General features: G+C 39.0%; 21 protein-coding genes. 13 read left to right on the top strand and 8 right to left on the bottom strand.

Features of this window, described 5'->3' with window-relative positions; translation table 11 throughout:
• Positions 1 to 133: 133 nt before the first annotated feature.
• Together ACQ334_RS13915 and ACQ334_RS13910 are read left to right on the top strand one after the other, a co-directional pair.
• On the top strand, positions 134 to 595 hold the full coding sequence (locus ACQ334_RS13915; RefSeq protein ID WP_430988839.1) for a hypothetical protein: 462 nt from the start codon (positions 134 to 136) through the stop codon (positions 593 to 595).
• An 18-nt stretch (positions 596 to 613) separates the two neighbouring features.
• On the top strand, positions 614 to 1,012 hold the full coding sequence (locus ACQ334_RS13910) for a hypothetical protein (protein ID WP_430988838.1): 399 nt from the start codon (positions 614 to 616) through the stop codon (positions 1,010 to 1,012).
• Positions 1,013 to 1,263: 251 nt separating this feature from the next.
• On the opposite strand, the gene ACQ334_RS13905 is transcribed toward ACQ334_RS13910, so the two are convergent.
• The gene (locus tag ACQ334_RS13905; protein WP_430988837.1) at positions 1,264 to 1,845 is read right to left on the bottom strand and encodes a WG repeat-containing protein; all 582 of its coding nucleotides are present in this window, start codon (positions 1,843 to 1,845) and stop codon (positions 1,264 to 1,266) included.
• A 508-nt stretch (positions 1,846 to 2,353) separates the two neighbouring features.
• Between ACQ334_RS13905 and ACQ334_RS13900 the strand changes: the two genes are divergently transcribed.
• The 5 genes from ACQ334_RS13900 (at position 2,354) to ACQ334_RS13880 (ending at position 9,738) form a co-directional block, all read left to right on the top strand.
• Positions 2,354 to 2,536: a hypothetical protein gene (locus ACQ334_RS13900; protein ID WP_430988836.1), complete on the top strand. Its 183-nt coding sequence runs from the start codon at positions 2,354 to 2,356 to the stop codon at positions 2,534 to 2,536.
• 161 nt (positions 2,537 to 2,697) lie between these two features.
• Positions 2,698 to 3,678 carry a 2-hydroxyacid dehydrogenase gene (locus ACQ334_RS13895; RefSeq protein WP_430988835.1) on the top strand — a complete coding sequence of 327 codons (981 nt, stop codon included), beginning with the start codon at positions 2,698 to 2,700 and terminating at the stop codon, positions 3,676 to 3,678.
• 196 nt (positions 3,679 to 3,874) lie between these two features.
• Positions 3,875 to 5,221 carry a 3-keto-disaccharide hydrolase gene (locus ACQ334_RS13890; protein WP_430988834.1) on the top strand — a complete coding sequence of 449 codons (1,347 nt, stop codon included), beginning with the start codon at positions 3,875 to 3,877 and terminating at the stop codon, positions 5,219 to 5,221.
• 24 nt (positions 5,222 to 5,245) lie between these two features.
• Positions 5,246 to 6,604: a Gfo/Idh/MocA family protein gene (locus ACQ334_RS13885; protein ID WP_430988833.1), complete on the top strand. Its 1,359-nt coding sequence runs from the start codon at positions 5,246 to 5,248 to the stop codon at positions 6,602 to 6,604.
• A 200-nt stretch (positions 6,605 to 6,804) separates the two neighbouring features.
• The gene (locus tag ACQ334_RS13880) at positions 6,805 to 9,738 is read left to right on the top strand and encodes an outer membrane beta-barrel protein (RefSeq protein ID WP_430988832.1); all 2,934 of its coding nucleotides are present in this window, start codon (positions 6,805 to 6,807) and stop codon (positions 9,736 to 9,738) included.
• Between the two features lie 45 nt (positions 9,739 to 9,783).
• On the opposite strand, the gene ACQ334_RS13875 is transcribed toward ACQ334_RS13880, so the two are convergent.
• From ACQ334_RS13875 to ACQ334_RS13865, 3 genes are all read right to left on the bottom strand, one after another.
• The gene (locus ACQ334_RS13875; protein ID WP_430988831.1) at positions 9,784 to 10,080 is read right to left on the bottom strand and encodes a chaperone modulator CbpM; all 297 of its coding nucleotides are present in this window, start codon (positions 10,078 to 10,080) and stop codon (positions 9,784 to 9,786) included.
• A 10-nt stretch (positions 10,081 to 10,090) separates the two neighbouring features.
• The gene (locus tag ACQ334_RS13870; RefSeq protein ID WP_430988830.1) at positions 10,091 to 10,963 is read right to left on the bottom strand and encodes a DnaJ C-terminal domain-containing protein; all 873 of its coding nucleotides are present in this window, start codon (positions 10,961 to 10,963) and stop codon (positions 10,091 to 10,093) included.
• A 321-nt stretch (positions 10,964 to 11,284) separates the two neighbouring features.
• Positions 11,285 to 14,686 (bottom strand): S8 family serine peptidase, encoded by a 3,402-nt coding sequence (locus tag ACQ334_RS13865; protein ID WP_430988829.1) that lies wholly within the window; start codon positions 14,684 to 14,686, stop codon positions 11,285 to 11,287.
• Between the two features lie 234 nt (positions 14,687 to 14,920).
• Between ACQ334_RS13865 and ACQ334_RS13860 the strand changes: the two genes are divergently transcribed.
• From ACQ334_RS13860 to ACQ334_RS13845, 4 genes are all read left to right on the top strand, one after another.
• Positions 14,921 to 15,502, top strand: coding sequence for a hypothetical protein (locus tag ACQ334_RS13860; protein ID WP_430988828.1), 582 nt, complete (start codon positions 14,921 to 14,923; stop codon positions 15,500 to 15,502).
• Between the two features lie 185 nt (positions 15,503 to 15,687).
• Positions 15,688 to 16,674, top strand: coding sequence for a polymorphic toxin type 23 domain-containing protein (locus tag ACQ334_RS13855; RefSeq protein ID WP_430988827.1), 987 nt, complete (start codon positions 15,688 to 15,690; stop codon positions 16,672 to 16,674).
• Positions 16,671 to 17,471 carry a hypothetical protein gene (locus ACQ334_RS13850; protein ID WP_430988826.1) on the top strand — a complete coding sequence of 267 codons (801 nt, stop codon included), beginning with the start codon at positions 16,671 to 16,673 and terminating at the stop codon, positions 17,469 to 17,471. Before ACQ334_RS13855 ends, ACQ334_RS13850 begins: the two co-directional genes overlap by 4 nt.
• A 296-nt stretch (positions 17,472 to 17,767) precedes the next feature.
• On the top strand, positions 17,768 to 20,167 hold the full coding sequence (locus ACQ334_RS13845; RefSeq protein ID WP_430988825.1) for a PKD domain-containing protein: 2,400 nt from the start codon (positions 17,768 to 17,770) through the stop codon (positions 20,165 to 20,167).
• A gap of 269 nt (positions 20,168 to 20,436) precedes the next feature.
• Here the strand turns inward: ACQ334_RS13845 and ACQ334_RS13840 are convergent, their stop codons facing one another.
• Together ACQ334_RS13840 and ACQ334_RS13835 are read right to left on the bottom strand one after the other, a co-directional pair.
• Entirely contained in the window at positions 20,437 to 20,754 is a 318-nt protein-coding gene (locus ACQ334_RS13840) for a CHY zinc finger protein (protein ID WP_430988824.1), read from the bottom strand.
• 30 nt (positions 20,755 to 20,784) lie between these two features.
• On the bottom strand, positions 20,785 to 21,549 hold the full coding sequence (locus ACQ334_RS13835; RefSeq protein WP_430988823.1) for an SDR family NAD(P)-dependent oxidoreductase: 765 nt from the start codon (positions 21,547 to 21,549) through the stop codon (positions 20,785 to 20,787).
• 101 nt (positions 21,550 to 21,650) lie between these two features.
• On the opposite strand from ACQ334_RS13835, the gene ACQ334_RS13830 reads away from it, so the two are divergent.
• Positions 21,651 to 22,145: a gluconokinase gene (locus tag ACQ334_RS13830; RefSeq protein ID WP_430988822.1), complete on the top strand. Its 495-nt coding sequence runs from the start codon at positions 21,651 to 21,653 to the stop codon at positions 22,143 to 22,145.
• 13 nt (positions 22,146 to 22,158) lie between these two features.
• Here ACQ334_RS13830 and ACQ334_RS13825 read toward each other — a convergent pair whose 3' ends face one another.
• Positions 22,159 to 22,950 (bottom strand): NIPSNAP family protein, encoded by a 792-nt coding sequence (locus ACQ334_RS13825; protein WP_430988821.1) that lies wholly within the window; start codon positions 22,948 to 22,950, stop codon positions 22,159 to 22,161.
• Between the two features lie 123 nt (positions 22,951 to 23,073).
• On the opposite strand from ACQ334_RS13825, the gene ACQ334_RS13820 reads away from it, so the two are divergent.
• Positions 23,074 to 23,826 (top strand): sulfite exporter TauE/SafE family protein, encoded by a 753-nt coding sequence (locus ACQ334_RS13820; RefSeq protein ID WP_430988820.1) that lies wholly within the window; start codon positions 23,074 to 23,076, stop codon positions 23,824 to 23,826.
• Positions 23,827 to 23,849: 23 nt separating this feature from the next.
• Here the strand turns inward: ACQ334_RS13820 and ACQ334_RS13815 are convergent, their stop codons facing one another.
• Positions 23,850 to 24,458 carry an alpha-ketoglutarate-dependent dioxygenase AlkB family protein gene (locus tag ACQ334_RS13815; RefSeq protein WP_430988819.1) on the bottom strand — a complete coding sequence of 203 codons (609 nt, stop codon included), beginning with the start codon at positions 24,456 to 24,458 and terminating at the stop codon, positions 23,850 to 23,852.
• Positions 24,459 to 24,478 lie beyond the last annotated feature (20 nt).

Here is a 24,478-nt window from a genome sequence, read left to right as displayed (position 1 = left end):
GAGGCCTTCAAAATTTACATTTTGAAGGCCTCTTTTTACACCTATTTTTTTACTAAGTAAACAAAACTATTTGTTATAGTTAAATATGAAAGATTATCTTCAATTTATTTCAGTTTACAAAAAACGAATATTCATGAATGAGTGGAACGATTACTTAAAAGAATTGTATGAAATCCAAAAACGAAATGAACTCAGCCCTGAAGGACTTGAAATGGTTGAAATAGTAAAAAAACTTAGCATTCCATGGGACTTAGACATAAATAAATGCCTGGAAAATTTTGATATAGTTACTAATTATTCATTTCTTGACTATCGTGTGCCAAATTACGGAACTACATCTATTAATAAGGTTTTGACAGAGAAATACCTAGGATTACTTTCTCCTCATTATAGCACTTGTTTCATTGCCTGTTTCCCTGATGTTTATACCTGGGCACATGACGCAGATAATAATTTAGAATGCTTAGAGTTGTTAGAAACATTTATAAAAGATAAAGACTTATACATCACTAAAGACACCAAACTTAATTCTCAAGCCTACTTATTATTGTGTAATCTTTATATAAAGCAAATGTCTGTATTTGAAACCAAATAAATTAATAAGCAAATTTCTATGTGGATTTTAATTGTTATTGCAATAGCAGTAGTATTCTTTTTTTCAAAATACAGTAGTGACAAAAGTCAGCTAAGAAAAAATGTAATTTTGCAGGGTGGGCTTGACCAAGTATTTATCAATTTCTTGGAATGTGTAAAACGAGACTTTGCTGAGTACAAAATTGTAAAAATGAGCGAAAATGAGTTAGAAATTTTCACTTTAACCAAGGATGGACAAAATTTTGTTTTTGTAAATAAGCTAGGTTTTGGAGACAAAGTAAATTATAGATGCGACCCTAAAAGATCTAATTATTTAAATGCGGAAATAGTGGTTGAAGGAAACGTTTCTAATCAAGTACAGTCTTATCAAATGATTTTAAGTGAACTAATAAAAAAACATGCTATAGAAACAGAATAAAATTATGCAACCGTTAAATAATTGCTACGGTATACTAATCATTTACAGATTGTATCAATAGTTCTGTACTTCCTCAGACGGTTTGGCAATATTGTGGCTGAACATTTTTCGTTTCGAAATTTGGCCAGTCATGTTTTTCAGGACGTACCAATGTAGTTCTCGATACTACAATAACCAACACATAACGATAAAAATAACCGCTTCATTTTTACATAAAGCGGTTTTTTATTAAGCACAATAGCCAGGAGAAACTATTCATGTACCATCTTATTTTCTTTGTTGATGTAAAATACTTTTCCTCCTTTGATCACCCTTGCCTCACCGTTTTCAAAACAATCCGAAAAATCATAGGAAGGTTTTATCAACCAGTTTCCCTTAGGATCTATATAACCCCAATAGCCTTTTACATTGGAAGCAGGAGCAAGGCCTTCTGCAAAACTGCGGGCACTTGCAAATTCAAACGGTATGGCTGTTTCTCCTTTAGTATTAATATAACCAAAGAGGTTACTTTTTGAAACTGCAGCCAGGCCATTACTAAAGCTTACGGCATCATCAAATATGGCTTCCGTAATAGCTTTGCCGGTACTGTCCAGGTACAACCATTTTGTATCCAGTCTTACTGCAGCATAGCCTTCTTTAAAAGTCAGGCCTTCGTCGTACTGTGGTTTTATAATTTCAACACCCTCTTTATTTACATAGCCAACCTTATCATTTTTTTTAACTTTAGAAAGGCCGCATACACAGTTATCTACAAAGTCGTAATTCTTTTCCCATTTCTGTGCATAGTTATTTAGTATAGGAAAGAAGAATAGCAGCAGGAATATCTTTTTCATAAAATAATTTTTAGATGAAAAAATAAATTGTGCTTACAAAGTATAGCTGTGTAACCACAAAAAATATGACGGGGAAAAGTGGAAATGATGATTTTGGTTCTGATAACCATGGAACTTTTATGTAGTAGGGTAAATGGATCAACAAGGCGGAACCTGGCCAAAAAATTGACTGGTAAACCGGCGGATAATTGAAGCTAAAGCAACAGGTTGGGTAGTTTTTTTACCCCATTCCGGCAGGTAGTATTATTAATTTTTACCAGTTAACCTGCCCATTTACCGTTCGTAAAATCAACAAAAAAGCTGTTTATCTTGGGCAATAAAATAATAAATAATTGATAATCATTTATTTATGTAAGTATAGAGGGCTGTAATTTTCAACAATACTACCTTAATCTATACTACTTTGTTTTGCATAGTACTAAAATTCGCCTTATCTTTGTGTTATCAAGGTAATCAAACAAAAGGTTTACCAAAAAACAAAAAGTATAAACCATAAAAACTTCAAACAATGAACACACAAAACAAAAGCTTATTCACATCAATAAGCAAAAGCGAAACAAAAGAATTAACTACCATCGTTAAAGAAACTTTAGCCTTTGGAGTTATTAACCAGGAAAAACATTTTACAGCTGCTGACTTGTGGAATATCCAACGCCAGAAAAGAAGTACACAAAGAAGGCATTTTGCATAATTGAAAAACTGTTTACAGATACCGGGCTTCAGCTGAATATGATCATACGATAATTGAAGCCCGGTTGGCAACCGGGGATTTTAAAGCGCTTCCTGCAAATTGTTTTTAAAAGGATAACCTAAATCATTTTGTTGTAAAGGATAGTAGTGTAAATTCACCGCATGAAAATTGCATTCTTCTCCACACAACCTTACGACAAAGAATATTTTAAGCGCTATAACCAGCAGCACCAAATCACATTTTTCGAAGCACAGTTGAATGAACAAACAGTGAATCTTGCCAAAGGCAACGATGCCATCTGTGCTTTTGTAAACGACAGGTTGAATGCAGAAGTGATTAAGGCATTAGCTGAAACCGGCGTTAAAATTATTGCACAACGTTGCGCAGGTTTTAATAATGTTGATGTGGGTGCGGCCAGAGAAAACAACATTGCAGTGGTACGTGTACCGGCATACTCACCGCATGCAGTGGCAGAACATGCACTGGCATTGATCATGACGCTCAACCGCAAAACGCATAAAGCCTACAACCGTGTGCGAGAAGGTAATTTTTCTCTCGATCGTTTAACCGGTTTTGATCTGTATGGTAAAACTGTTGGCGTAATTGGCACCGGTAAGATCGGGCAATGCTTTGCACATATTATGCTTGGCCTTGGTTGCAAAGTTTTAGCCTTTGATATTATTGCTAATAAAGACCTGGAAGCAGCAGGCGTAGCATATTTACCCCTGATGGATATATTGCAGCAAAGCAATATCATTTCCCTTCATTGCCCATTAACGGAACAAACCAAACATCTCATCAACAGCACTACATTAGATATGATGAAAGATGGTACCATGCTTATTAATACCAGCCGTGGTGCGTTGATTGATACGAGAGATGCTATTGAAGCATTGAAAAGGGGAAGGCTGGGTTATTTAGGTATTGATGTGTACGAACAGGAAGAAAAATTATTCTTTCACGACCTTAGTGAAAATATTATTGAAGATGATATCATCATGCGCCTGCTTAGTTTCCCCAATGTACTCATTACATCCCACCAGGGGTTTTTAACTGACGAAGCTCTCACCCAGATTGCATTGGTAACATTGCAAAACCTCAGCGATTTTGAACAAGGCAAAAAACTGCAAAATGCAGTGTAATTAATAAAAGATCTCTTTGTACAAAAAGGAACATTCATTTTAAATATCTTTTTACCGGATCAGCAAAATCAGGTAAAGCCCTTATGCGCTTTCCTTATATGCCTTAAATGCCTCAATGGTTTAAAACAGTGCATTAAAAATCTCTGTGTTTAAACAATTCTTTTCCTTAAATTGCTTACTACTTTAACGATCTTGTATGAAACAAATCTTCCTTGTCCTTTCTGTATTTATTTTTTCTACTGCCACAGCGCAACAATGGCAATCCCTTTTTAATGGTAAAGACCTTAGCGGCTGGAAACAAATTGGTGGCGCCGCCCAATACAAAGTAAGCAATGGCGAAATTATGGGTATCTCTGTTGCCAATACCCCCAATTCATTTTTAACAACAGAAAAAGATTATGGCGATTTTATTTTTGAAACAGAAGTAAAACTAGATGCAGCCGTAAACTCCGGCATTCAATTCAGAAGTGAAAGCATTGCCAGCTATCAAAACGGGAGAGTGCATGGGTACCAGATGGAGATAGATCCTTCGGTTCGTAAATGGAGCGGCGGTATTTATGATGAATCGAGAAGAGGGTGGTTATACCCCATGGAATTGAATGAGAAAAATAAGATGGATTTTAAAACAGGCCAATGGTATAAATACAGGATTGAATGTGTGGGTAATAATCTGAAAACATTTATTAATGGCAAGCTGATGGCACAAGTAATTGACGATGCTACTGCAAAAGGTTTTTTTGCGTTGCAGGTACATTCGGTAGCAAGTGAAGCCGAAGCCGGAAGAGCCATTCACTGGAGAAATATACGTATTCAAACTACTAACTTAAAAACAACACCCGATAACCCGGAATTACGTGTGGCTAATTTTATTCCCAATACTATTTCTGCTACCGAAGCAAAACAAGGTTATAAATTATTGTGGGATGGCAAAACCACCAATGGGTGGAGAGGAGCGAACAAAGAAAAATTTCCTGAAAAAGGCTGGCAAATAAAAGATGGTGAATTGCATGTACTGTCGTCTGCAGGTGCTGAGTCTCAAAATGGCGGCGATATTGTAACTGACGGCGAATACGGCGCCTTTATTTTACAATTTGATTTTAAAATAACCGACAGTGCCAACAGCGGTGTAAAATATTTTGTTACAGAAAAAGATAAGACCAGCGGCTCCGCAATCGGATTAGAATACCAGATACTGGATGATGAAAAACATCCTGATGCTAAACTCGGTTCTATTGGTAACAGAACGCAGGCTTCCTTATACGATCTCATTCCTTCCATCAAACATCCTAACGCCAAAAGAAATATTGGCGAATGGAATAAAGGCATGGTGGTTGTTTATCCTGATAATCATATTGAACACTGGCTGAATGGCATTAAAGTACTGGAGTACCAGCGTGGCACACCATATTTTTATGCATTGGTGGCAAGAAGCAAGTATGAAAAATGGCCCAACTTTGGCATGGCCGAAAAAGGGCATCTTTTATTACAGGATCATGGTAATCACGTAATGTTCAGAAGTATCAAAATAAAAGAACTGCAATAATATTTAACTATTAAAACTTTTGTTATGCCATTAAACCGTCGCAGATTTTTAAAACAATCCACCAAAGCAGGTATTGCTTTGTATGCAGGTATTGCCGGGATAAGTGCAAAATCCTATGCCAACATTTTAGGCGCCAACGATCGTGTAAGGGTAGGCGTGGTGGGTTTTTCCGATCGTTTCAGAAATTCTCATTTCCCTTCTTTTATGAATCATCAGCAGGAATTGAATTTTGATATTGTGGCAGTATCTGATATCTGGAAACTAAGAAGAGAACTGGGAGCAGATTTTTTAAAAAGCAAAATGGGCCATGATGTTACTGCCTGCAAAAACAATGACGAGTTATATGCATTGAAAGACCTGGATGCTGTCTTCATCAGCACAGCCGATTTTCAACATGCATTGCATGCTATTGAAGCGGTTAAAAATAAAAAAGATGCTTATGTAGAAAAACCATTTGCAGAAACGATGGAAGATGCAAAAGCTGCATTAAAAGCAGTGAAAGCCTCACAACAAATTGTGCAGATTGGCTCGCAACGCAGGAGCGGTGCTAATTATCATGCTGCAGCAAAATTTATACAGGATGGAAAATTTGGTCCGGTTACAATGGTGGAATTATCGTGGAATGTAAACCAGCCCGGCCGTTGGCGCCGGCCCGATTTAGTGGCACAATGCAAAGAAGAAGATCTTGATTGGAAAAGATATTTAATGAACCGGCCTTACGAAAAATTTGATCCCAGGAAATATTTAGAATATCGTTTGTTCTGGCCTTATTCATCCGGCATGCCCGGGCAATGGATGAGCCACCAGATTGATACCGTGCATTGGTTTACTGGTATGGGGCATCCAAGAAGTGTGGTAGCTAATGGTGGTATTTACCAATGGAAAGATGGCAGAAAAAACTGGGACACTACTACAGCGGTATTTGACTATGGCCCTGAAAATGATGCCACCAATGGTTTCCAGGTAGTGTTCACTTCCCGTATGCATAATGGCGATGAAAATCCTTCGGAAATTTATTATTCCAACGGCGGTGAATTAAACCTTATCACCAATAAAGTTTCACCCAAAGGTGGCTTAACACAAAAGATGGCGGAAGCAATGAATATGCAAGCTAACTTATTGCCTGAACTTAACCTTTCTGATATTGCAGTTAAAGCCGTGGCTTCTGCAAACACAGGTGCTGATATTTTAACCTCTAATCATGTACGCAACTGGATGGAATGTATCCGCAGCCGCAAACAACCCAATGCCCCTGTAGAAGCTGGCTACATGCATTCTATTGCCTGCATCATGGTAAACGCAGCAGTACGCACCGGGCAAAAAGCTACTTTTAATACCACCACACAGGAAGTAATGGCCGGAGGAAAAGTGTTTAAATACTGAGCGTGAGACGTGAATCGTCAGTCGTTAGTACTGAGACTTCATTACAGAATGTAACTTTTGATTGCAGAGTGCAAACTCTCGACTGACGACTCACGTCTCACGACGAACTTACCTGTACTGTCCTGAAACAGCTGTTTATTCTTACTATTGGCCGCCAGTTATTTTTTATTGCAGCGTCTAATGTAAAATAACTAACCTGTATGAGGAAATTTTGCCTGCTTTTTCCCCTGACAATTTTATTATGCATTGCCACACAGGCACAAAAAACATCCGGATCGATCAAAGGTGTTATTATGGATACTACTGGCAAGCAACCATTGGCAGGCGCTACCGTATCGGTGATATTTACTAAAGATTCTTCCATGGCTACTTTTGCAATGAGCGATAAGGAAGGCATTTTTGAAATTAAAGATCTTGCTAATGATATTTATAAAGTGCATATTACTTTCAAAGGCTTTGAACCCTACCAGAAAACATTTTCGATAAGTGATACAAAGCAAATAATTGACCTGGGCAAAATAGTAATGAAACCCGACCTGCATACACTGGATACATTTGTGGTAACCAGCGATGTGCCTATCCAGATAAAAGGCGATACCACACAGTTTAACGCCACCGCTTTTAAAACCGTACCCAATGCCACTGCCGAAGACCTGCTGAAAAAATTACCTGGTGTGGAAGTGGATGTTGATGGTAATGTAAAAGCGCAGGGCGAAGATGTAACAAAGATATATGTGGATGGCAAAGAGTTCTTTGGTAAAGATCCAAAAATGGCTACCAAAAATATTACTGCTGATATGATACAAAGTGTACAGGTATATGATGATATGAGCGACCAGGCAAAGTTTACCCGTATTGATGATGGCAGTAGAAGTAAAACGATCAATATTGTATTAAAGAAAAACCGCCGGAAGGGATATTTTGGGAAAGCGGTTGCCGGCGTGGGGGATAATGAACGTTATCAAACTTCGCTTACGGCTAACCGTTTTAATGAAACCAGGCGGGTTTCTTTGGTGGCTTCTTCCAATAATATTAATAAGCAGGGCTTTGGGTCTAATGATATTGTAAGCCGCATGGGAGGCTACAGCGGTGGGGGCAATGTACGCACCGTAACAACAAGCGGTGCCGGCGGTCGTGGAGCAGGTGGTGGCGCTGTTGCAGGCAATGGCCTTACCACTTCTTCTTCAATAGGCGTTAATTATATTGATAAAATAGGAAAGAAAATAGATGTTACAGGAAGCTATAATTATTTTGAAACCCGGAACAGGAGGGAACAAACAAGTTACCGTGAAGCTACATTTTTCAATGATTCCTCTGCAACAGAAAACAGTAGTAATATATCTCTTAATACCAGCCGCAACCACCAGGTTAATTTAAGGTTGGAATTTTATATTGATTCACTGAATTCAATTCTGTATACGCCGAATATTTCTTTTCAGCATTCTGATAGTTATACCGAAGTCAATTCATCTACAATGGCTATCAAGCCTTCTGTTAAATATTTATCCAATAGCCGCAATGCCGTTTATAATAGCGAAAGAGATGGTTCCAGTATCAATAACGAATTGTTATACCGCCGCAGGTTTAAAAAAGTTGGCAGAACATTTACATTAGGGTATTCCAATGGTATTGATAAAAGTACCGGTAGTGGTACCAATATTTCTCCTATTGTTTTTTATAATGCAGATGGTTCTGTAGCTACTACTATTGACCAGAATTTTGAAAGTGCTCAAAAAACCAGGAGCACCAACAATGTGATCACCAGTTCATTTACTGAGATGTTTGGTAAGAATATAATACTGGAGATGAATTATGCCTATACCAACAGGCACAGTACGTCGGATAAAGATGCTTACGATTATAATTCCTCTTCCAAACAATTCGATATTATCAATCGTCAGCAAACCAACTATTTTGAAAATGATTTTATTGCACATCGCTATGGCGGAAATTTCCGTTTCCAGATGCCTAAATATAGTTTCCAGGTTGGTACATCTGTACAAACTTCTCAATTAGATAATAAAAGTATCCGTGGCATTTACCAGGTTAATGGAAAAGACTCAGTGATCAGAACCAAACAGGATTATACCAACCTTTTTCCTACAGCCAATTTTACGTATAATTTTTCCAGGAAAACCAATCTCGCTATTCATTACCGCGGCCGTACCAATCAACCTACAGTTAACCAGTTGCAGGATGTGCCCGACCTTACCAATATTCTGCGTATCAATATTGGCAACCCCGGTTTAAGACAGGAGTTCGGGCATAATGTAGATATCAGTTTTAAAACTTTAAATGCAGTAACGTATAAATATCTGAACATTACACTTAATGGTTCACAAACCAGCAACCGTATCGTTAACAGTACCGATAGTTTAACATTAACTACTTTAAAAAACCTTGGCTTACCTGATTCTTTGTTGCGCCCGGGTGTACAGATCATCAAGCCATTGAATTTAAATGGAGCTTATAATATGTCATCTAATATTACTGTAGGTATACCATTTAAAAAAATGAAAGGCAGCAGCGTAAACTTTACCAATGTAGTTAATTACAATCACAGTTTAAGTATGTTGTACAAGCAATTGAATGTTACCAATACATTTACACTTTCGCAATCAGCAGGTGTAAATCTTGATATCAAGAACAAATTCAATTTTGGATTAAGAGCCAGGGTTGCGTATTCGCAGGCACGTTATAGTATTGCACAGGGTAAAAATAATACCGATTATTATACGCAGACCTATTCAACGGATATGAATTATTACATCAGCAAATCGTTGATCATTTCTACTGATTTTGATTATATCCGTTATACTGGCCAGTCTGCCGGGTACAACAGGAATATTCCTTTGTGGAATGCTAACCTGGCCAAACAACTCTTTAAAAAGAAAAACGGGGAGCTTAAGTTTTCTGTAAATGACCTGCTTAATCAAAATCAAAGCATTACCCGTATGCAGGGAGAAAATTATTATTACGATAGCAGAACCGTGGTCTTAAAACGTTATTTCTTACTCACCTTTACCTATAATTTAAACCGATTTGGCGGAAGGCCACCGCAAGGTGCAGGTGGTAATAACAGGATGCAGCGGGGCAATGGGGGAGGAAATGGTGGTAACAGAAGAGGAAACTGATCAGCTTCGCCATTATAATTGCAGGTAATTTTTTAAAATAATAGCTTATTCTGTTTCGTACATGCCTAACCGGCTATTAAGCTGTACAATTTGTTGCTGCAGGTCATGTATGCGCTGCAGCAGGTAAGTGATGGTTTCAATACCTTCCAGGTTAATATCCATTTCATAATATAAACGAACCAGTTTTTCCAGCCGGTTTAATTCGTTCACCGGCACAAATATTTTTTCTTCTGCATGAATGATCTCTACCAGGCCGCTTTGTTGCAAAGCATAAATAAAAGACAGCTCAATATTATGGTGCATACAAAATTCATCTGCAGGTATCATTTCTTCTGTTTGCATACAAAAGTTTTTATTTAAGTTTTGATAATTGAGTGAATAATGCTTTTTGTTCTTCGGTAAGATTGACAGGCAACTTTACTTCGTAAGTAACATACAGATCACCTGCTTCTCCTTCTTTTTTATATACCGGAAATCCTTTTCCTTTCAATCTGATTTTTGTGCCGCTTTGCGTTTCAGGATTTACTTTCAGTTTTACTTTTCCGTCTAATGTTTCTATAGTGGTTTCTCCGCCCAATAATGCTGTATACAAGTCGATGTTTTCAGTAGTAAACAAATCGTTGCCGGAGCGTTTAAAACGTGGGTGCGAAGCGATAGAGAAAGTAATATACAGATCTCCTGACGGGCCGCCGTTTACACCGGGTGCGCCATAACCTTTCAGTTTTATGATCTGTCCGTTTTCAATACCAGCAGGAATGGTGATGCGGATATTTTTTCCATTTACAGTAAGTGTTTGCTGGTGCGTTTTCATTGCATCAGTTAAATTCAGTTTCAGTTCGGCATTATAATCCTGTCCACGAAATTTAGCCTTACTTTTTCTGCCGGAACCCCCAAACATCGATTCAAAAAAACTGGAAAAATCGCTGTCGTCATCTCCTGAAAAATGATTATCTCCTGCATAGCGGGAACTGGTTTTGGCTTGTTGCTCAAACTGATCTGCATGTTGCCAGTCTTTTCCATACTGGTCATACTTTTTTCTTTTTTCAGCGTCGCTTAATACTTCGTTGGCTTCATTTATCTGTTGAAATTTCTGATGGGCATCTTTATCATTCGGGTTAAGATCCGGATGCAGCTTCCTTGCTAATTTGCGGTATGCTTTTTTGATGTCTTCCTCTGAAGCTTTCTTATCAACACCTAAAATTTTGTAATAATCTATAAATTCCATCGGGCTGATTTTTTGCTTTTGATAATACGATACAAAGTTAGGCTACATCAATACAACAGTCATTTTTTTTTCTCACAATCTTTGGCTAAGGCCTGTTTTAAATATGTGAATTATGTAAATAGTTTACAATGTTGTGTAACTATACTGATGAAAAATATTTACACCTTTACATTACCTTACTTACACAAGAATAACTTCTTCTCATATGCAGTTAGTTTTTGGTTAAACCCCTGTTTCTACAGGGGTTTACGTTTTAGACTATATAGTAAAATCCCCGGCTTTTACAACCGGGGATTTTTATTTTGTTGTGATTACATTTCTTTATTCCTTACTGATCTTTTTATTGATCACGCCATCCTTAGTTTCAATGCGAATAAAATATTGTCCTGCGGTTACATTATCAAGCGGTAAACGATAACTGTTTCCCGAAGGTATAACATCAGCAACCAATTGGCCTGTACTGCTGAATAACTGAATACGGTTCATTACCGATTTGGATTGTACCAGTACAAATGCAGCAGCAGGGTTAGGGGTAATGCTGATCACATTAGGATGATCAATTTTTATTGCCACAGTTTTGCTGTAACTGTAACGGCCATCCACATCTACCTGTTTAATGCGGTAATAGTTAAGTCCATCTACAGGGAAAGGGTGATTTTGAGAATATGCTTTTTGCGCTGTATTAGCAGCAGACGCCGGCACAGTAAATAATGGCGAAAATTTAGTGCCATCTACACTATATTCCACTTCGTAACGGCTCACATTAATTTCATTTTCCACTTTCCAGTTTAATGCAACCTGTTTGTTGGGTTTTAATGTAGCAGTAAAATCAAGCCAGGTTACAGGTAATGGGCCTGCAGCAGCACAATTAGCAAGGGATACACTAAGATTATAAGATGAGCCGGAAGTTGGTAAAATATTTATATCATGTACCACTACGGTAAATGGCTGACCGGCCGGTGCTGTAAAACTATACTGCATAGAGGCACTGGACGAGCCAGGATCTGCCAGGTAGTTGGTGCTTGGGGTTGCAGGAACAAAACCAACATTATTAAATGCTGCGGTATAAAGGTTAACTCCGTTGGCGGCAGTAACGGTTACGGTAACACACTGACTGGTGCCATTGGTATTGGTAAACGTATAAGCATCGTATTGCCTTAAACCAACTGCCGTGGTTAAACCCGGATTTGTTTTTGGCACTGCACAGGTGGAACTTACACCACTTCGGCTGATCCTTCCCGTTTGTTGCCCAGAAGTGGAGGTAAACCCTGCGCCTGTTGGAGGTGCAGCACCCAATGAAGAGTTAATATTAAGCCCAGGTTGAAAACCAAGTGCTTTTCTTATAAGGAATGCTTTAGGGCTTGCACCCCCACCACCAAAAGTAACAGTGAGTGTAAAATTAACTACCGCACCGCAGGCTAATGCATTACTTACTGTAAATGCATAGGGCGTGCCGGTATTAGTAGCATTACCACCCGATGCAGTAATAGTGCCATAGGATGCATTGGCCTGTGTAATCGTTACTCCTGCCGTGGAAGAGGTAAGCACTGCAGTAACTCCTGTAGCGTTTACCAGTGAAGGGTCAGTTAACTGAACCAGCATGGTTCCATTTTCACCGGGCTCCACATAGGTATTACCATTAGTACCCGTTGCGCCTTCAGACATTGTTACGGTGCCTACATTGATATTGGAAACAGGAGTAGGGCTTAAAGACTGCATAGCCTGGAACGCCTGAACAATACCATTGCCACTTAAATTATCATAACCGGCACCTTCAATATCCAACGCTGTTGATATTAAAGCCGTTTTTATTTGAGCAGCAGTTAATGCAGGGTTAGATGATTTTAATAATGCCGCAATAGCACCGGCATGTGGTGCTGCAGCAGATGTTCCATAAAACGGATTCAGGCCGCCGTTTAATGCAAGTGTTGTTGAAACACCATCAGCTGCAGTGATATCAGGTTTATTGCGAACAGTGCCACCATTAGTACCAAATAAAAAATTACCTGGTGTAATTGCTGTGCCGGTGGGATCGTAAAAAACACGGCGCAAACCATCAGAGCTGAAGGTTTCTACCTGGTTAGCAGCTACAAATACCCCCGGGAAAGGGCCAGGCGAAACCGCAGGTGTTGCAGCCACACTAAACGCATTTACTGCTGCGGTATGTCCATGTATTTGCCCGTTTGTAGCTTTTGTAAGCGTTCCCCTGATGGTATTAATAGCAAATGCTCTTACGGCCGAGGCTGTTGTTTTGTATACAACTAAACGGTCTCCTGCTACAAGCGCAGGTGATGCCGAAACCTGTTCATAAGGATTTTGTGTACCTGATTGTATATTAGTGGAAGATCCCTTTATTGCTCCACCGGAGCTTACCAGGAATAAATCATAATCGTTTGCTGAAGCGCCTGATGGGTCGGCCCAGTTTAGATTATACACTGTATTTTTCGTCAAAATAATATCGCCGTTAACTGGCGTAGCTAATGTACCGAAATTGTGAATGGTACCGGTTTTTCCTCCCGGGTGAGTAAAAACCGGGGACCCTGCGTCATTAAAATCGCCTTCAAAATAACCCGATGTTCCTTTGCCAAGTGAACCTTCGTTTCCGGCAGAGGAAAAGTATAATGCACCCGCCGCAGTAACTGTGTTTACTGCCTGTGCAACTATACCGTCCTGGAAAACAGGTTCATCAAAATAAAAAATATCATCGATGATAATATCGCAGTTGTTGGGTGCATTACGCAAAGCGGTAATGTTGCTGGCAAATGAAGCTTCGCTTATAAATGCGGAAGCAAAATATAATTGTGCTTTAGGTGCCACATCATGTACAATCTGCAACATAGCTCTTCCCTCATCACTGCCGGTAGCAAAATCCACCAGTACTGTTACCGGTGTGGTATTCCCCATGGGATTGCCTACACCTGGTAATTCACCATTGGCAACATCTGTTGCAGCAACGCCAAGTGCATTGTAACTGTCTGATAATACACCGATCTTAATACCCTGGCCTTCGTAACCGTAAGTATTTCTCACATCATCTGCACGGTGGGCATGATCGCCCTGAGAATTTACCACGCCTGTTAAAGTACCTTCAGCAGTATTAAACTTTTTTAAATAACCGGCCAGTTGTGAACGTACTTTTTCGGCACGTTGTGCAAAAGGGATACGTGCTCTTTGTGGTGTAAAACGAAATGCCTTTTGTATAATGGTATTCGTATGCAATTGCGCAGGTAAACCAACAACCGGAGGTTTGGGTAAATGAGTATTATCGGAACCAACCGTCATTGCGGTTACAGCAGGTTGTATAAAAGTTACATCAGTATGTGCAGCCAGTGTTTCAATTGCAGAAAGATTCATTTCGGCCCTGATAGTGTGGTATTGCCATGATGGATATATCACATGACCACCCAGTGCTTCAATCTTTGCTAGCAGATCTTCTGTTACAGTGGCACTGATATCAATAGTAAGTTTACCGGTAGCATCTGCATTTACGTTGGCAGGTTCAAGGTCTACACCATCAACCATTTTCTGCCCCCGGCTTTCTCTGACTGCCTGCAATAAACGGGAATCAATTTTTTGTTGTGCCGGTGTACGGGAACTCTTTTCTCCTAATAGCAATTCAATATCATGCCTTAATTTAGGGCTTTCCTGTGCAATAGCTGTGTTGAATAATGAGAAAAAAAGTACCAACACAATGGTGCATAAGATGTAAAATTTAGATCTCATAAAAATCAGGTTTAGTTGTTGATATTAATAAAAGTGGCGCAGAGAAGGATTTTTCAGGAAGATAGATGGGCTTATAAAAGTAATAGAAAATTATTTAGAATAACTAATTCTTAGTAATATTTATTTAGTCACATCCTCATTTATTCTTTTATACCCGGGTACCAGCTAGAAAATACCCGTAACAGGGTATACAACACAGCCTTTTCACCCGATACATTTATACAAAAATTATACATGAAAAAATTATGGAAGCTTTTACCGGTTTTACTGTTGTTGCAAATAACAGGCCTTGCCCAGCAAAGTAACAATACAGAATTGCCTGCCATTACAGCCGCCAATGCACGGGCCTTTTTTATTCCTGCCACTGTATGCAGCACTTTTAAAGTAACCGAGGCAAAAGGTGATGCCGTGATGAAAGTATACAACAATTTTTCTGCTGATGCTAAATTGCAAAGAGTGAATGATATCCGCTGGCAGGCTACATCAAAAGAAGAAGCACTGCAATGGTACCAGGATAATATCGCTATGTTAAGTGAAGGTGGTAAAGAAATTACGGACCAGGTGACAAAACCTGCTGGTGTTGCCGCATGGAACGTATATGAAGCCAGCGACGCTATGAAAAAGATGATGGCAGGCATGGGAGTACAACAAAACCAGTACACTTATACTTTTGTGGTAGATAAATATGTAGCTAAAATATTTGTAGGTGTAAGCAACGCTACATCATTAAAAGAAACCTGGAGCTTTGTAAAAGAAGGATTAATTGCTGTATTAAAAGCAAGTGGTAATCCTAAGCTGGCTTCGTTGGTATTTTGATCGGCAATGGTGAGTGGTGAATCGTCAGTAGTGAAATACCCTTTAGAATTTTAAAACTACTTCACATGAACGCAGCTACTCACGTCTCACGACTGACGTTTGACGATTGACGGCTTACGAAATTCCCCATTAGTAGTATTGCATATACACCACCTATTCAGTAATATTGAGGCATAAAACCCCTCATGCTACAAAGGACTTTGTATACATTGGCGCTTTGCTTTGCAGCAATGTTTGTGTGTGCACAGGCAAAACTGGATTTGAAGAGAAGTAATAACGGGATACAATATGGCCTGGCAGTAAAAGCACAATTAGAATTCAGTACGGTAAAACAGACACAGCCGCCGCATATAAGAGTGGCTGTAACAGGAGGTATCGGTTCTTCTTTTATTGATAATAATATTTATCCCACACTTAATACTGAATTGCAATTGTATAATAACGGGCTTGGTAGCAGCAAACCCGGTAAAAAAAAGCCCGGGGTAAATATTGATCTTGTTACAGCACTTACTTTAACTGCAGGAATAAAAGATTTTTTGCAACTAAGCCGTCAGCAACTTTTTATCAATCGTAATGTGCCGCTCTATTATTTTGCTGATTTTGGTTTACCGGCTTTAAAAAATCCATTTGCATATTCTTTCTCTATAGGTACAAATTTTATTTTTAATAACGACCCGGATAAACAGTTTCAACGAACCGGTTTTGTGAATTTTCATTTCAACCGTTTTCAATTATCATATTCTAATGATGGGGGAGTACCTGTATCAAATATTTACTTAGGAGACAGGAAAGACCGCTATTATACAGGTAGCGTATTACTCAGCTATCATGGCCGGCCTTACACAGCAATAAACCTGGTGGAATTAAGTTATCATAAATTTACAGGTTACACCCAAAATGCTTTTGAAGCCAGCAACCAGTTTGATTTTGCCTACGTGAATTACAAAAAAACAGCACAACGTTTTTACAATAAAAGTTTATTTACACTTACTGTTGCCAACCCGGTAAAAGGCTGTGGCGTAAATGTAAAATTATATAACAAAACAAAATGGGATGTGCAGCACCTGATCCATTGGTCTATTTATAATTCCTATCATATTGTTCCGTATAAAGAACACCTGTCATTCAGTGGCACTTATTATTTATCACAAACAACCATTGGTTTAAAATGAAAAGAATAAGTACCCTGTTATTTTGTATACTGATATTTTTTTCCTGTGCCAGGAAGTTCAGCATCACTTCCACATTTAGAAAAGGAATACCGGATGGGATGCAGCAATTAGTAATAGACAGCAGTTATCATCTTTATATCAGGGAAGTGTTTTTAGATACCAGCGACGCCGGGGACAAAATGGTACTCATCAATAATAACAATGCCGGTACCGGCAATAAATTAATTGAGATTGAATACCTGTTATTGTCGGAACTGCAAAACAGGTCGGTTTATATTGCCACCATACCAGATAAATATCAAACCTACTATGCAAAAAAAATAAAGTATCTCAAAAGAGAATATCTGAATGCGTATGACTTCAGTACTTTTCGTTTTGGGAAAAAAGTTACAGGTGATAATGTTATTGTATTTGAAAATACTATTACCAAACACAGCGATACCTGGAATTACAGCATTGAAAAAGACAGCATTTTACATGTGTATGAAGTAGTGGAACGCATCAACGGTGATGCCAGCAATGTATACCTTACTGATGAAGCATTAAGCCGCACCGCAAGTTTTATACGTACAGACAGTTTCCGCATTGCCTTTAGAAATATGGATAAAGAAAAAAAGGTAGAAAAGAAAAGAGGGCGGCCTCCATTACAGCGCTTCAGCAAAGACAATATTATTTATTACCGCAGGGATGGTAATAAATATACCATCTACTTCAGGTTCAATAAAACCCTGCCACCACGTTATAAAGATTCCACTATCAGCTTTGGCAATACCCGCCTGGTAAACGCTCCTTTTTAAAACAATATTCTTCTTATAAGAAATTTGAAAACTGTGGAGATATGCGTATCTTACTGGTATAGAATATTTTTATCTGTACCCATCCAAACCGGTTTTCCAGGCATCTTTTAAAAAAAATATCTTTACCCGCAGGCATCCTAAGCATACTCTTGTACGTATATAAGGTTTAAGATTGACTGCTGTTTTCTGGTATTAAAACTTTATCTTTAGTAATACAATTTTATCATGTGCTGAATTTTAAAACCTTTATCTGTAACCGGTTTTATAGTTTTTCAAAGCAAATACTATCTGCTCTTGTGTTGCTTACTTTTTGTATTTCTTCCAATGCACAGGATTGCCCCCCAAATATAGATTTTGAAGAAGGTACGTTTAACGGATGGACCTGTTATACCGGAGGTGTGGCTGCCGTTGGCGGGCAGAATGTAATTACATTAACAGCATCTGGCCCCATTGCAGGGAGGCATACAATAATGTCTGCTTTTCCGGGCGACGGCATGGATCCTTATGGCAATTTTCCTGTTAACTGTCCTAATGGAAGCGGACATTCTATTAAATTGGGCAATACATCAGGCGGGGCAGAGGCAGAAGGTGTGTCTTACGAATTTGTTATTCCCGCCGGTGTAAATGAATACAATCTTATTTATCATTATGCAGTGGTTTTCCAGGATCCTAACCACCAGCAATATGAACAACCCCGGATGGAGATTGAGATCACTAACGTAACAGATAATAAGGTCATCACTTGCTCTTCTTTTGCATTCTTTCCTTACGGTACCCCATTACCAGGTTTTGAAATGTCTGAAAATCCCGGCGGCAGTACCCCGGTATGGTTTAAAAAATGGTCAGCTGTATCTATTAATTTAGATAATAATGCAGGAAAGCGGATACGCTTATTTTTTAAAACTGCTGATTGCACTTTCAGAAGGCATTTTGGTTATGCATATATAGATGTAAACTCAGAATGCAGCGGCAGGTTTGAAGGCGCTTCGTTCTGCCCCGATGATTCAACAGTGAATGTTGTAGCACCTTACGGTTACCAGGGGTATACCTGGTACAACAGCACTTTTACACAGGTATTGGGTACTCAGCAAACACTTACATTTACTCCACCACCTGCTACCAGTATGTCGGTGGCTGTGGTGCTTACTCCTTACGATGGTTACGGTTGCGTAGATACTCTGTATACCGATATCACAGACAATTTAGTTGTAGAAGCCAATGCAGGGCCAGACACAGTTTCCTGTAACCATAACCCTGTGCCCATAGGTTCTCCGCCCAAGTTAGGCATAAGGTATCAATGGACTCCCGCAGCAGGACTTTCCAACCCCGATATTGCCAACCCATTAGCATTGCCTGATATCACTACAACCTATGTACTAACGGCAAGGAGTAATGGCGGAGGATGCCTGCACACTGATACCGTAATTGTAAAAGCGGCATTGGTAGATAACAGTATTCAATTGCTGGGTAAAGCTGATTTTTGTATTGGCAGCGGCGATAGTGCCGTCTTAATAGTACAGCCGGCAGATAGTATTCAGTGGTTTAGAGATAACGTGGCAATACCCGGCGCCACCTCCACTATTTACAGGGTTACACAAACAGGTTTATATTATGCTATATTATTTGGCGGCAATGGTTGTTCATTAACTACTGTAGCCAAACAGATCAATATTGCATCCGTGCCCGTATCTGCTTTTTCTGTAAATAAACCCAATCAGTGTCTTTTTGGCAACCAGTATATTTTAAAGAACAACAGTACCAATGCTGTTGGTGGTATGGTTTACAAATGGACATTTGGCGATGGCAATGAAGCCAACACAAGAGATGTTACTTATAGTTATAAAAAAGCAGGAAAGTACACCATTAAATTGGTAGTGAGCAGTATTAGTGTCTGCGCAGATAGTACCAGTTTTGATATCGTCATTTATCAAAATGCTGTAGCAGCTTTTGCAGTAGAACCTACTTGTTTTAAGCTGCCGGTTACGGTAATTAATAATACCCAGGATACAGTAGGATCACCATTGAGTTATTCCTGGTCTTTTGGTAATGGACAAACTTCTGTTTTAAAAAATCCACCGCCACAAATTTATACTGCCGCAGGAAGTTATAATATCAGCCTTGCGGTAAGCTCTGCACAATGCCCTTTTCCTGTGCACACCACCACACACACAGTTGTAATTGACAGGCCTAAGCCAGCCACTAGCTATCCCTTAGAATGGGCCGTGATCAACCTGCCACTCGATCTGCATGCCAGGTCATTTGGTGAAACTGTTTTATGGAACCCTGCTGTTAATCTTGATAATGCTACCAGTTATAATCCTGTATTTAAAGGAACCACAGAACAATTGTATACCATTGATATAAAAACAAAAACAGGCTGTGTTACTACCGATACTCAAATGGTTAAAATAGTAAAGAGCATCGAAATATTTGTACCTAATGCGTTTACGCCTAATGGTGATGGATTTAATGACGACCTGAAACCGGTATTCTATGGCATTAAGCAATTAAAATATTTCAGGGTATATAATCGCTGGGGACAATTGTTTTATCAAACCCAAACCATGAAGCAAGGCTGGGATGGTACCTTTAAAAATGTAAAGCAGGAAATGCAAACCGTGGTATGGGTACTTGAAGCTTTAGGTGTGGATGGGGTGATGTATACCAGGAGAGGAACAAGCATTTTATTAAGATAAGAGAGTGGGCACCTCAGCAAAGGTGGCTCACTCCGGTTAAAATAACCGCTGCTACAACAGGGTAAGCCACCCTTTAAGGGGTGACTCACCCGTGCCAAATTCATACTTCAAAATCAAAATAGGTACTACAGCCAGGATTGTACACAGCTTTGCAAAAGGGCAATCAGCAGGAGTGGGTCACCTCAGTAAAGGTGGCTCACTCCGGTTAAAATAACTGCTGCTACAACAGGGTAAGCCACCCTTTAAGGGGTGACTCACCCGCAACAAAATTATACTTCAAAATAAAAATGATTGTGGTTATTACAGCTAGGGTTAAACGCAGCTTTGCAAAACGGGCAACTGTAATTACTTTGTAAATATTGATTGATGGTCATTTCTGTACCACAAGCCCCACACAATATCGCTTTTGTATCAAATTCATCTGCGGGCCATACTATTGCATCATGCCCTGCATCCTGCTGGTGGCAATAAATGCAGGGGTAATAAGCATCGCAGCATTTCATTTTAATGGCAATGATATCCAATGGAGAATGGTAATGCTCACATCTTGTATGCTCATCTATAGTTTTTCCTTTTACCGGTATCATCAATTTTAATTTCAATGCAAAAAAAGACAATTATGTATTGAGGCCACCGCTGACTTCTATCCGCTGGCCATTGATCCACCTGGCATCATCGGTACATAAAAAAGCCACCACGCTGCCAATATCATTAGCCGCACCTACACGGCCGAGAGGAGACAGGCTGCTCATCATGGCTTTAGCCTGCGGATTGCTCCTGATAAAAGCATTATTAAAATCAGTTTCAACTGGTCCGGGTGCCACAACATTAGCACCAATACCTTTAGCGCCCAATTCTTTAGCAAGGTATTTTGTAAACACCTCAATAGCGCCTTTCATAGATGCATACACAGAATAACCCGGGTTAGAAAAACGGGTGGTGCCTGTTGAAATGTTAATGATTCTTCCTCCCGGATTTAAGATGGGTACACATTGCTGTGTTAAAAAATAAATGCCTTTAAAATGTACATTTAAAAAATCGGTGAATAATTCTTCCGTAACATCCATAAAAGGAACTGTAGCACCCATGCCGGCATTATTAATTAAAAAATCAAATGAGCCGGTATCCCATTTTATCTTCAGCGTTTCTTTTACTGTTCTTACAAAATCATTAAGAGAGGCAAAGAGGCTCATGTCTAAATGTAATGCAATTGCCTTTTGCCCCATTGCTTCTATTTCTTTTACTACCTCCTGTGCCTCTGCTTCTTTAGTACGATAGGTAATGATAACATCGATACCTTTTTTTGCAATGCTGAGTGCCATATCTTTTCCCAGGCCACGGCTACCACCGGTTATTAATGCAATTTTTGTTGTTATGCTCATGTAAATATTTTAAAAAATGAAGAACAAAGTTATCATGAAACAATTGGCCTTCAAAAATGTTTATTAAAATAATACATTTGTTGTGTAAATTGTACATAGTGATGGATAAACGGATCATTTATATCATGGGTGTTTCAGGTTCGGGAAAAACAACAATAGGAGAGCTGCTTGCCCAAAAGACCGGCCTCCCTTTTTTTGATGCAGATGATTTTCATTCGCAGGCTAATAAAGAAAAGATGAGGTCGGGGCATCCATTAACTGATGAAGACCGTAAAGACTGGTTGCAAAAGATACATACACTAACCAATGAACAAATTCAAAATAACGGAGCCATCATTGCCTGCTCTGCACTTAAAGAAGAATACCGGCAAACATTAAGCAATGGTATTGAAAATATTTTATGGGTATTTTTAAGAGGTGATTACGAAACCATCTACAGGCGCCTCAAAAACCGTACAGGACATTATATGCCTTCCTCTCTTTTACAATCTCAGTTCGACAGTTTAGAAATACCTGTTGATGCTTTTACAATAGATATTGAAAAACAACCTGCTGACATTGTCGCAGATATCATTCAGCAATTAGATAAAAAATAGATTTTCAACTTCGTTAAAAATCAGAAAATTCCAGCGGTTGTATAAACATAATATCAATATGCGATACATTATGCTGGTATTCCGGCAAGGCCGATAATGTTTTCCATGCAGGGTCGCTGCTGAAAGCTTTCCAGTGTGCATCACGATCTGCTTTGTTGTTGTAGCAGGTCATGTACATAAGGTTGGGCATATGGCTGCCGGCAATTACTTCCGAATAAAAAACGGCATTGGCATTTATTCGTTTAAAGATATCGATCTCGTTGCCCTGGTTAAACATTTGTACCTTATTAGCAAATATTTTTTCAGTAGCACCTTCGTAACTACGGAGTTCGTACACCCTTTCATTTTTAGGTGCCGTAAGATTGGGCAATTGCATTTGCGGTGCTAATGGAAATGCTTTCAGCAGTATCACTTCCATTCTTGTATAAGGCGGTGCAGTGTAAACGGCGTTGATATAGCTGGCTCCTGCAGTTTGATAATTGGCATCGTTACTTAATTTTTCTGCCATTGCCACCTGGTCTTCCAGGCTTTTGATGGGCATATAAACGTACAGTGTTTTTATAGCGGAAGTATCGTTGGCTAAGGATTTAAACACACCGATATTTTTATAGCCCATTTTATGCAGGGCCGGCAATAGAGCATCTTTTAAATAACCAGTCAAAACAGTTTCCTGTGCCGCAGTGGCATACTGATATACTGTAAGCTGGTACATTTCTCTTTTAGGTTTTTTACCAGCAAAAACAAAAGATGCAAATAAAAAAAACACAGCTGATAATAAAAGGAATTTGGTTGAAAAGGATTTCATGATGATTTAACTTTTAAATTGCAGCAACAATTTATAAGAAAATATTCATCTGAGCATATTTTGTTTTAAAGACAGCTAAATAGGGTGGTAAGCTTTAAAATAGTTGACAACCTTAACAACATTATGGAAATACTAACTGCATATTCCAACCTTAATTGGTTATTGATCTTACTGGGCGCATTTATTATCGGGCTTTCCAAAGCAGGGCTTAAAGGTATTGATATGATGAATGTAACCCTGATGGCTATTGTATTTGGAGGCAAAGCATCTACAGGCATTGTATTACCGCTCTTATGTGTGGCCGATGTAATGGCAGTACTGTATTATCACCGTCATGCCCAATGGCCGCATTTCTGGAAGCTGCTGCCCTGGATGGTAGCAGGCATTTTAGTAGGTGTTTATGTAGGAAAGGATATGAATGAAGCGTTGTTCAGAAAGATCATGGCAGTGATCATTGTGCTCACCGTGATCATTATGTTTTGGCTGGAGATGAGGAAAACACCGGTGGTGCCCGATAATAAACTCTTTGCATCAGGGCTTGGGCTGGCATCGGGCTTTACTACTATGCTGGGTAACCTTGCCGGAGCATTTTCCAATATTTATTTCCTGGCCATGCGCATGCCTAAGAATGATTTTATTGGTACTGCAGCCTGGGTATTCCTGGTTATTAACTGGTTTAAATTACCCTTCCAGGTCATCTACTGGAAAAATATTAATATTGCTTCATTGCAAACTGATCTCTTTTTATTGCCTGCATTGCTGATCGGTTTTTTTGCCGGTTTAAAAATTGTAGCTACAATAAAAGATGAGGGTTACCGGAAAATAATACTGGTATTAACATTAGCGGGAGCAATTGTTATTTTTCTGAAAAGATAATTTATACACGGCATTAAATCGTTTCACAAAACAATCGTCCGAAAAGTGAGGTTCACTCTTGGCTTTGATACCTGCGTGGTAGGAGGCAAGCGGTGCAGCCAGTTGGTTTGTGTGGCATCTTTCATTACCAGTAAACTGCCATGTTGCAATACTATAGAAACAGTTGTTTTGCTTACTTTATGTTTAAAAGAAAATTTCCGTTCGGCGCCAAAACTCAATGAAGCAATTGCGCCATTCTTTTTCAATGCTTTTTCAGCATCGCTATGCCAGGCCATACCTTCACTGCCATTGTGATATAAATTCAATAAACAGGAATTAAATTGTTCTCCTGTTTTTGTTTCTGCCATTGCTTTCAATTCTAATAGTTCCGGTGTCCACAGCAATGCTTTTTTTGTAGTGTTAGAATAAGTGTAGTCAAAATCAGTATCACCATACCAGGCCACTTTTCTTTTGGTGATGATGTGTTTACCCATGATAAACGCTTCATCATTTTTCCAATCAATTGTATGTAGCAAAACATCAAGGTAATGATTGGCTTGATGCACTGGCATTAACCTGCCATAATAATTAACCGTTCCTTCCCCAGGTAATAAATTTATATTTTCAGGTAGTTCGTTACTGAACAGGTCCATGTTGCGTTTTTTATACAACA

Origin of the sequence: Ferruginibacter sp. SUN106, from assembly GCF_050611765.1 — a bacterium.
Classification (GTDB): Bacteria; Bacteroidota; Bacteroidia; order Chitinophagales; family Chitinophagaceae; genus Ferruginibacter.
The sequence above is the reverse complement of the archived record's forward strand: the minus strand, read 5'-3'. Positions and strand labels throughout refer to the sequence as shown.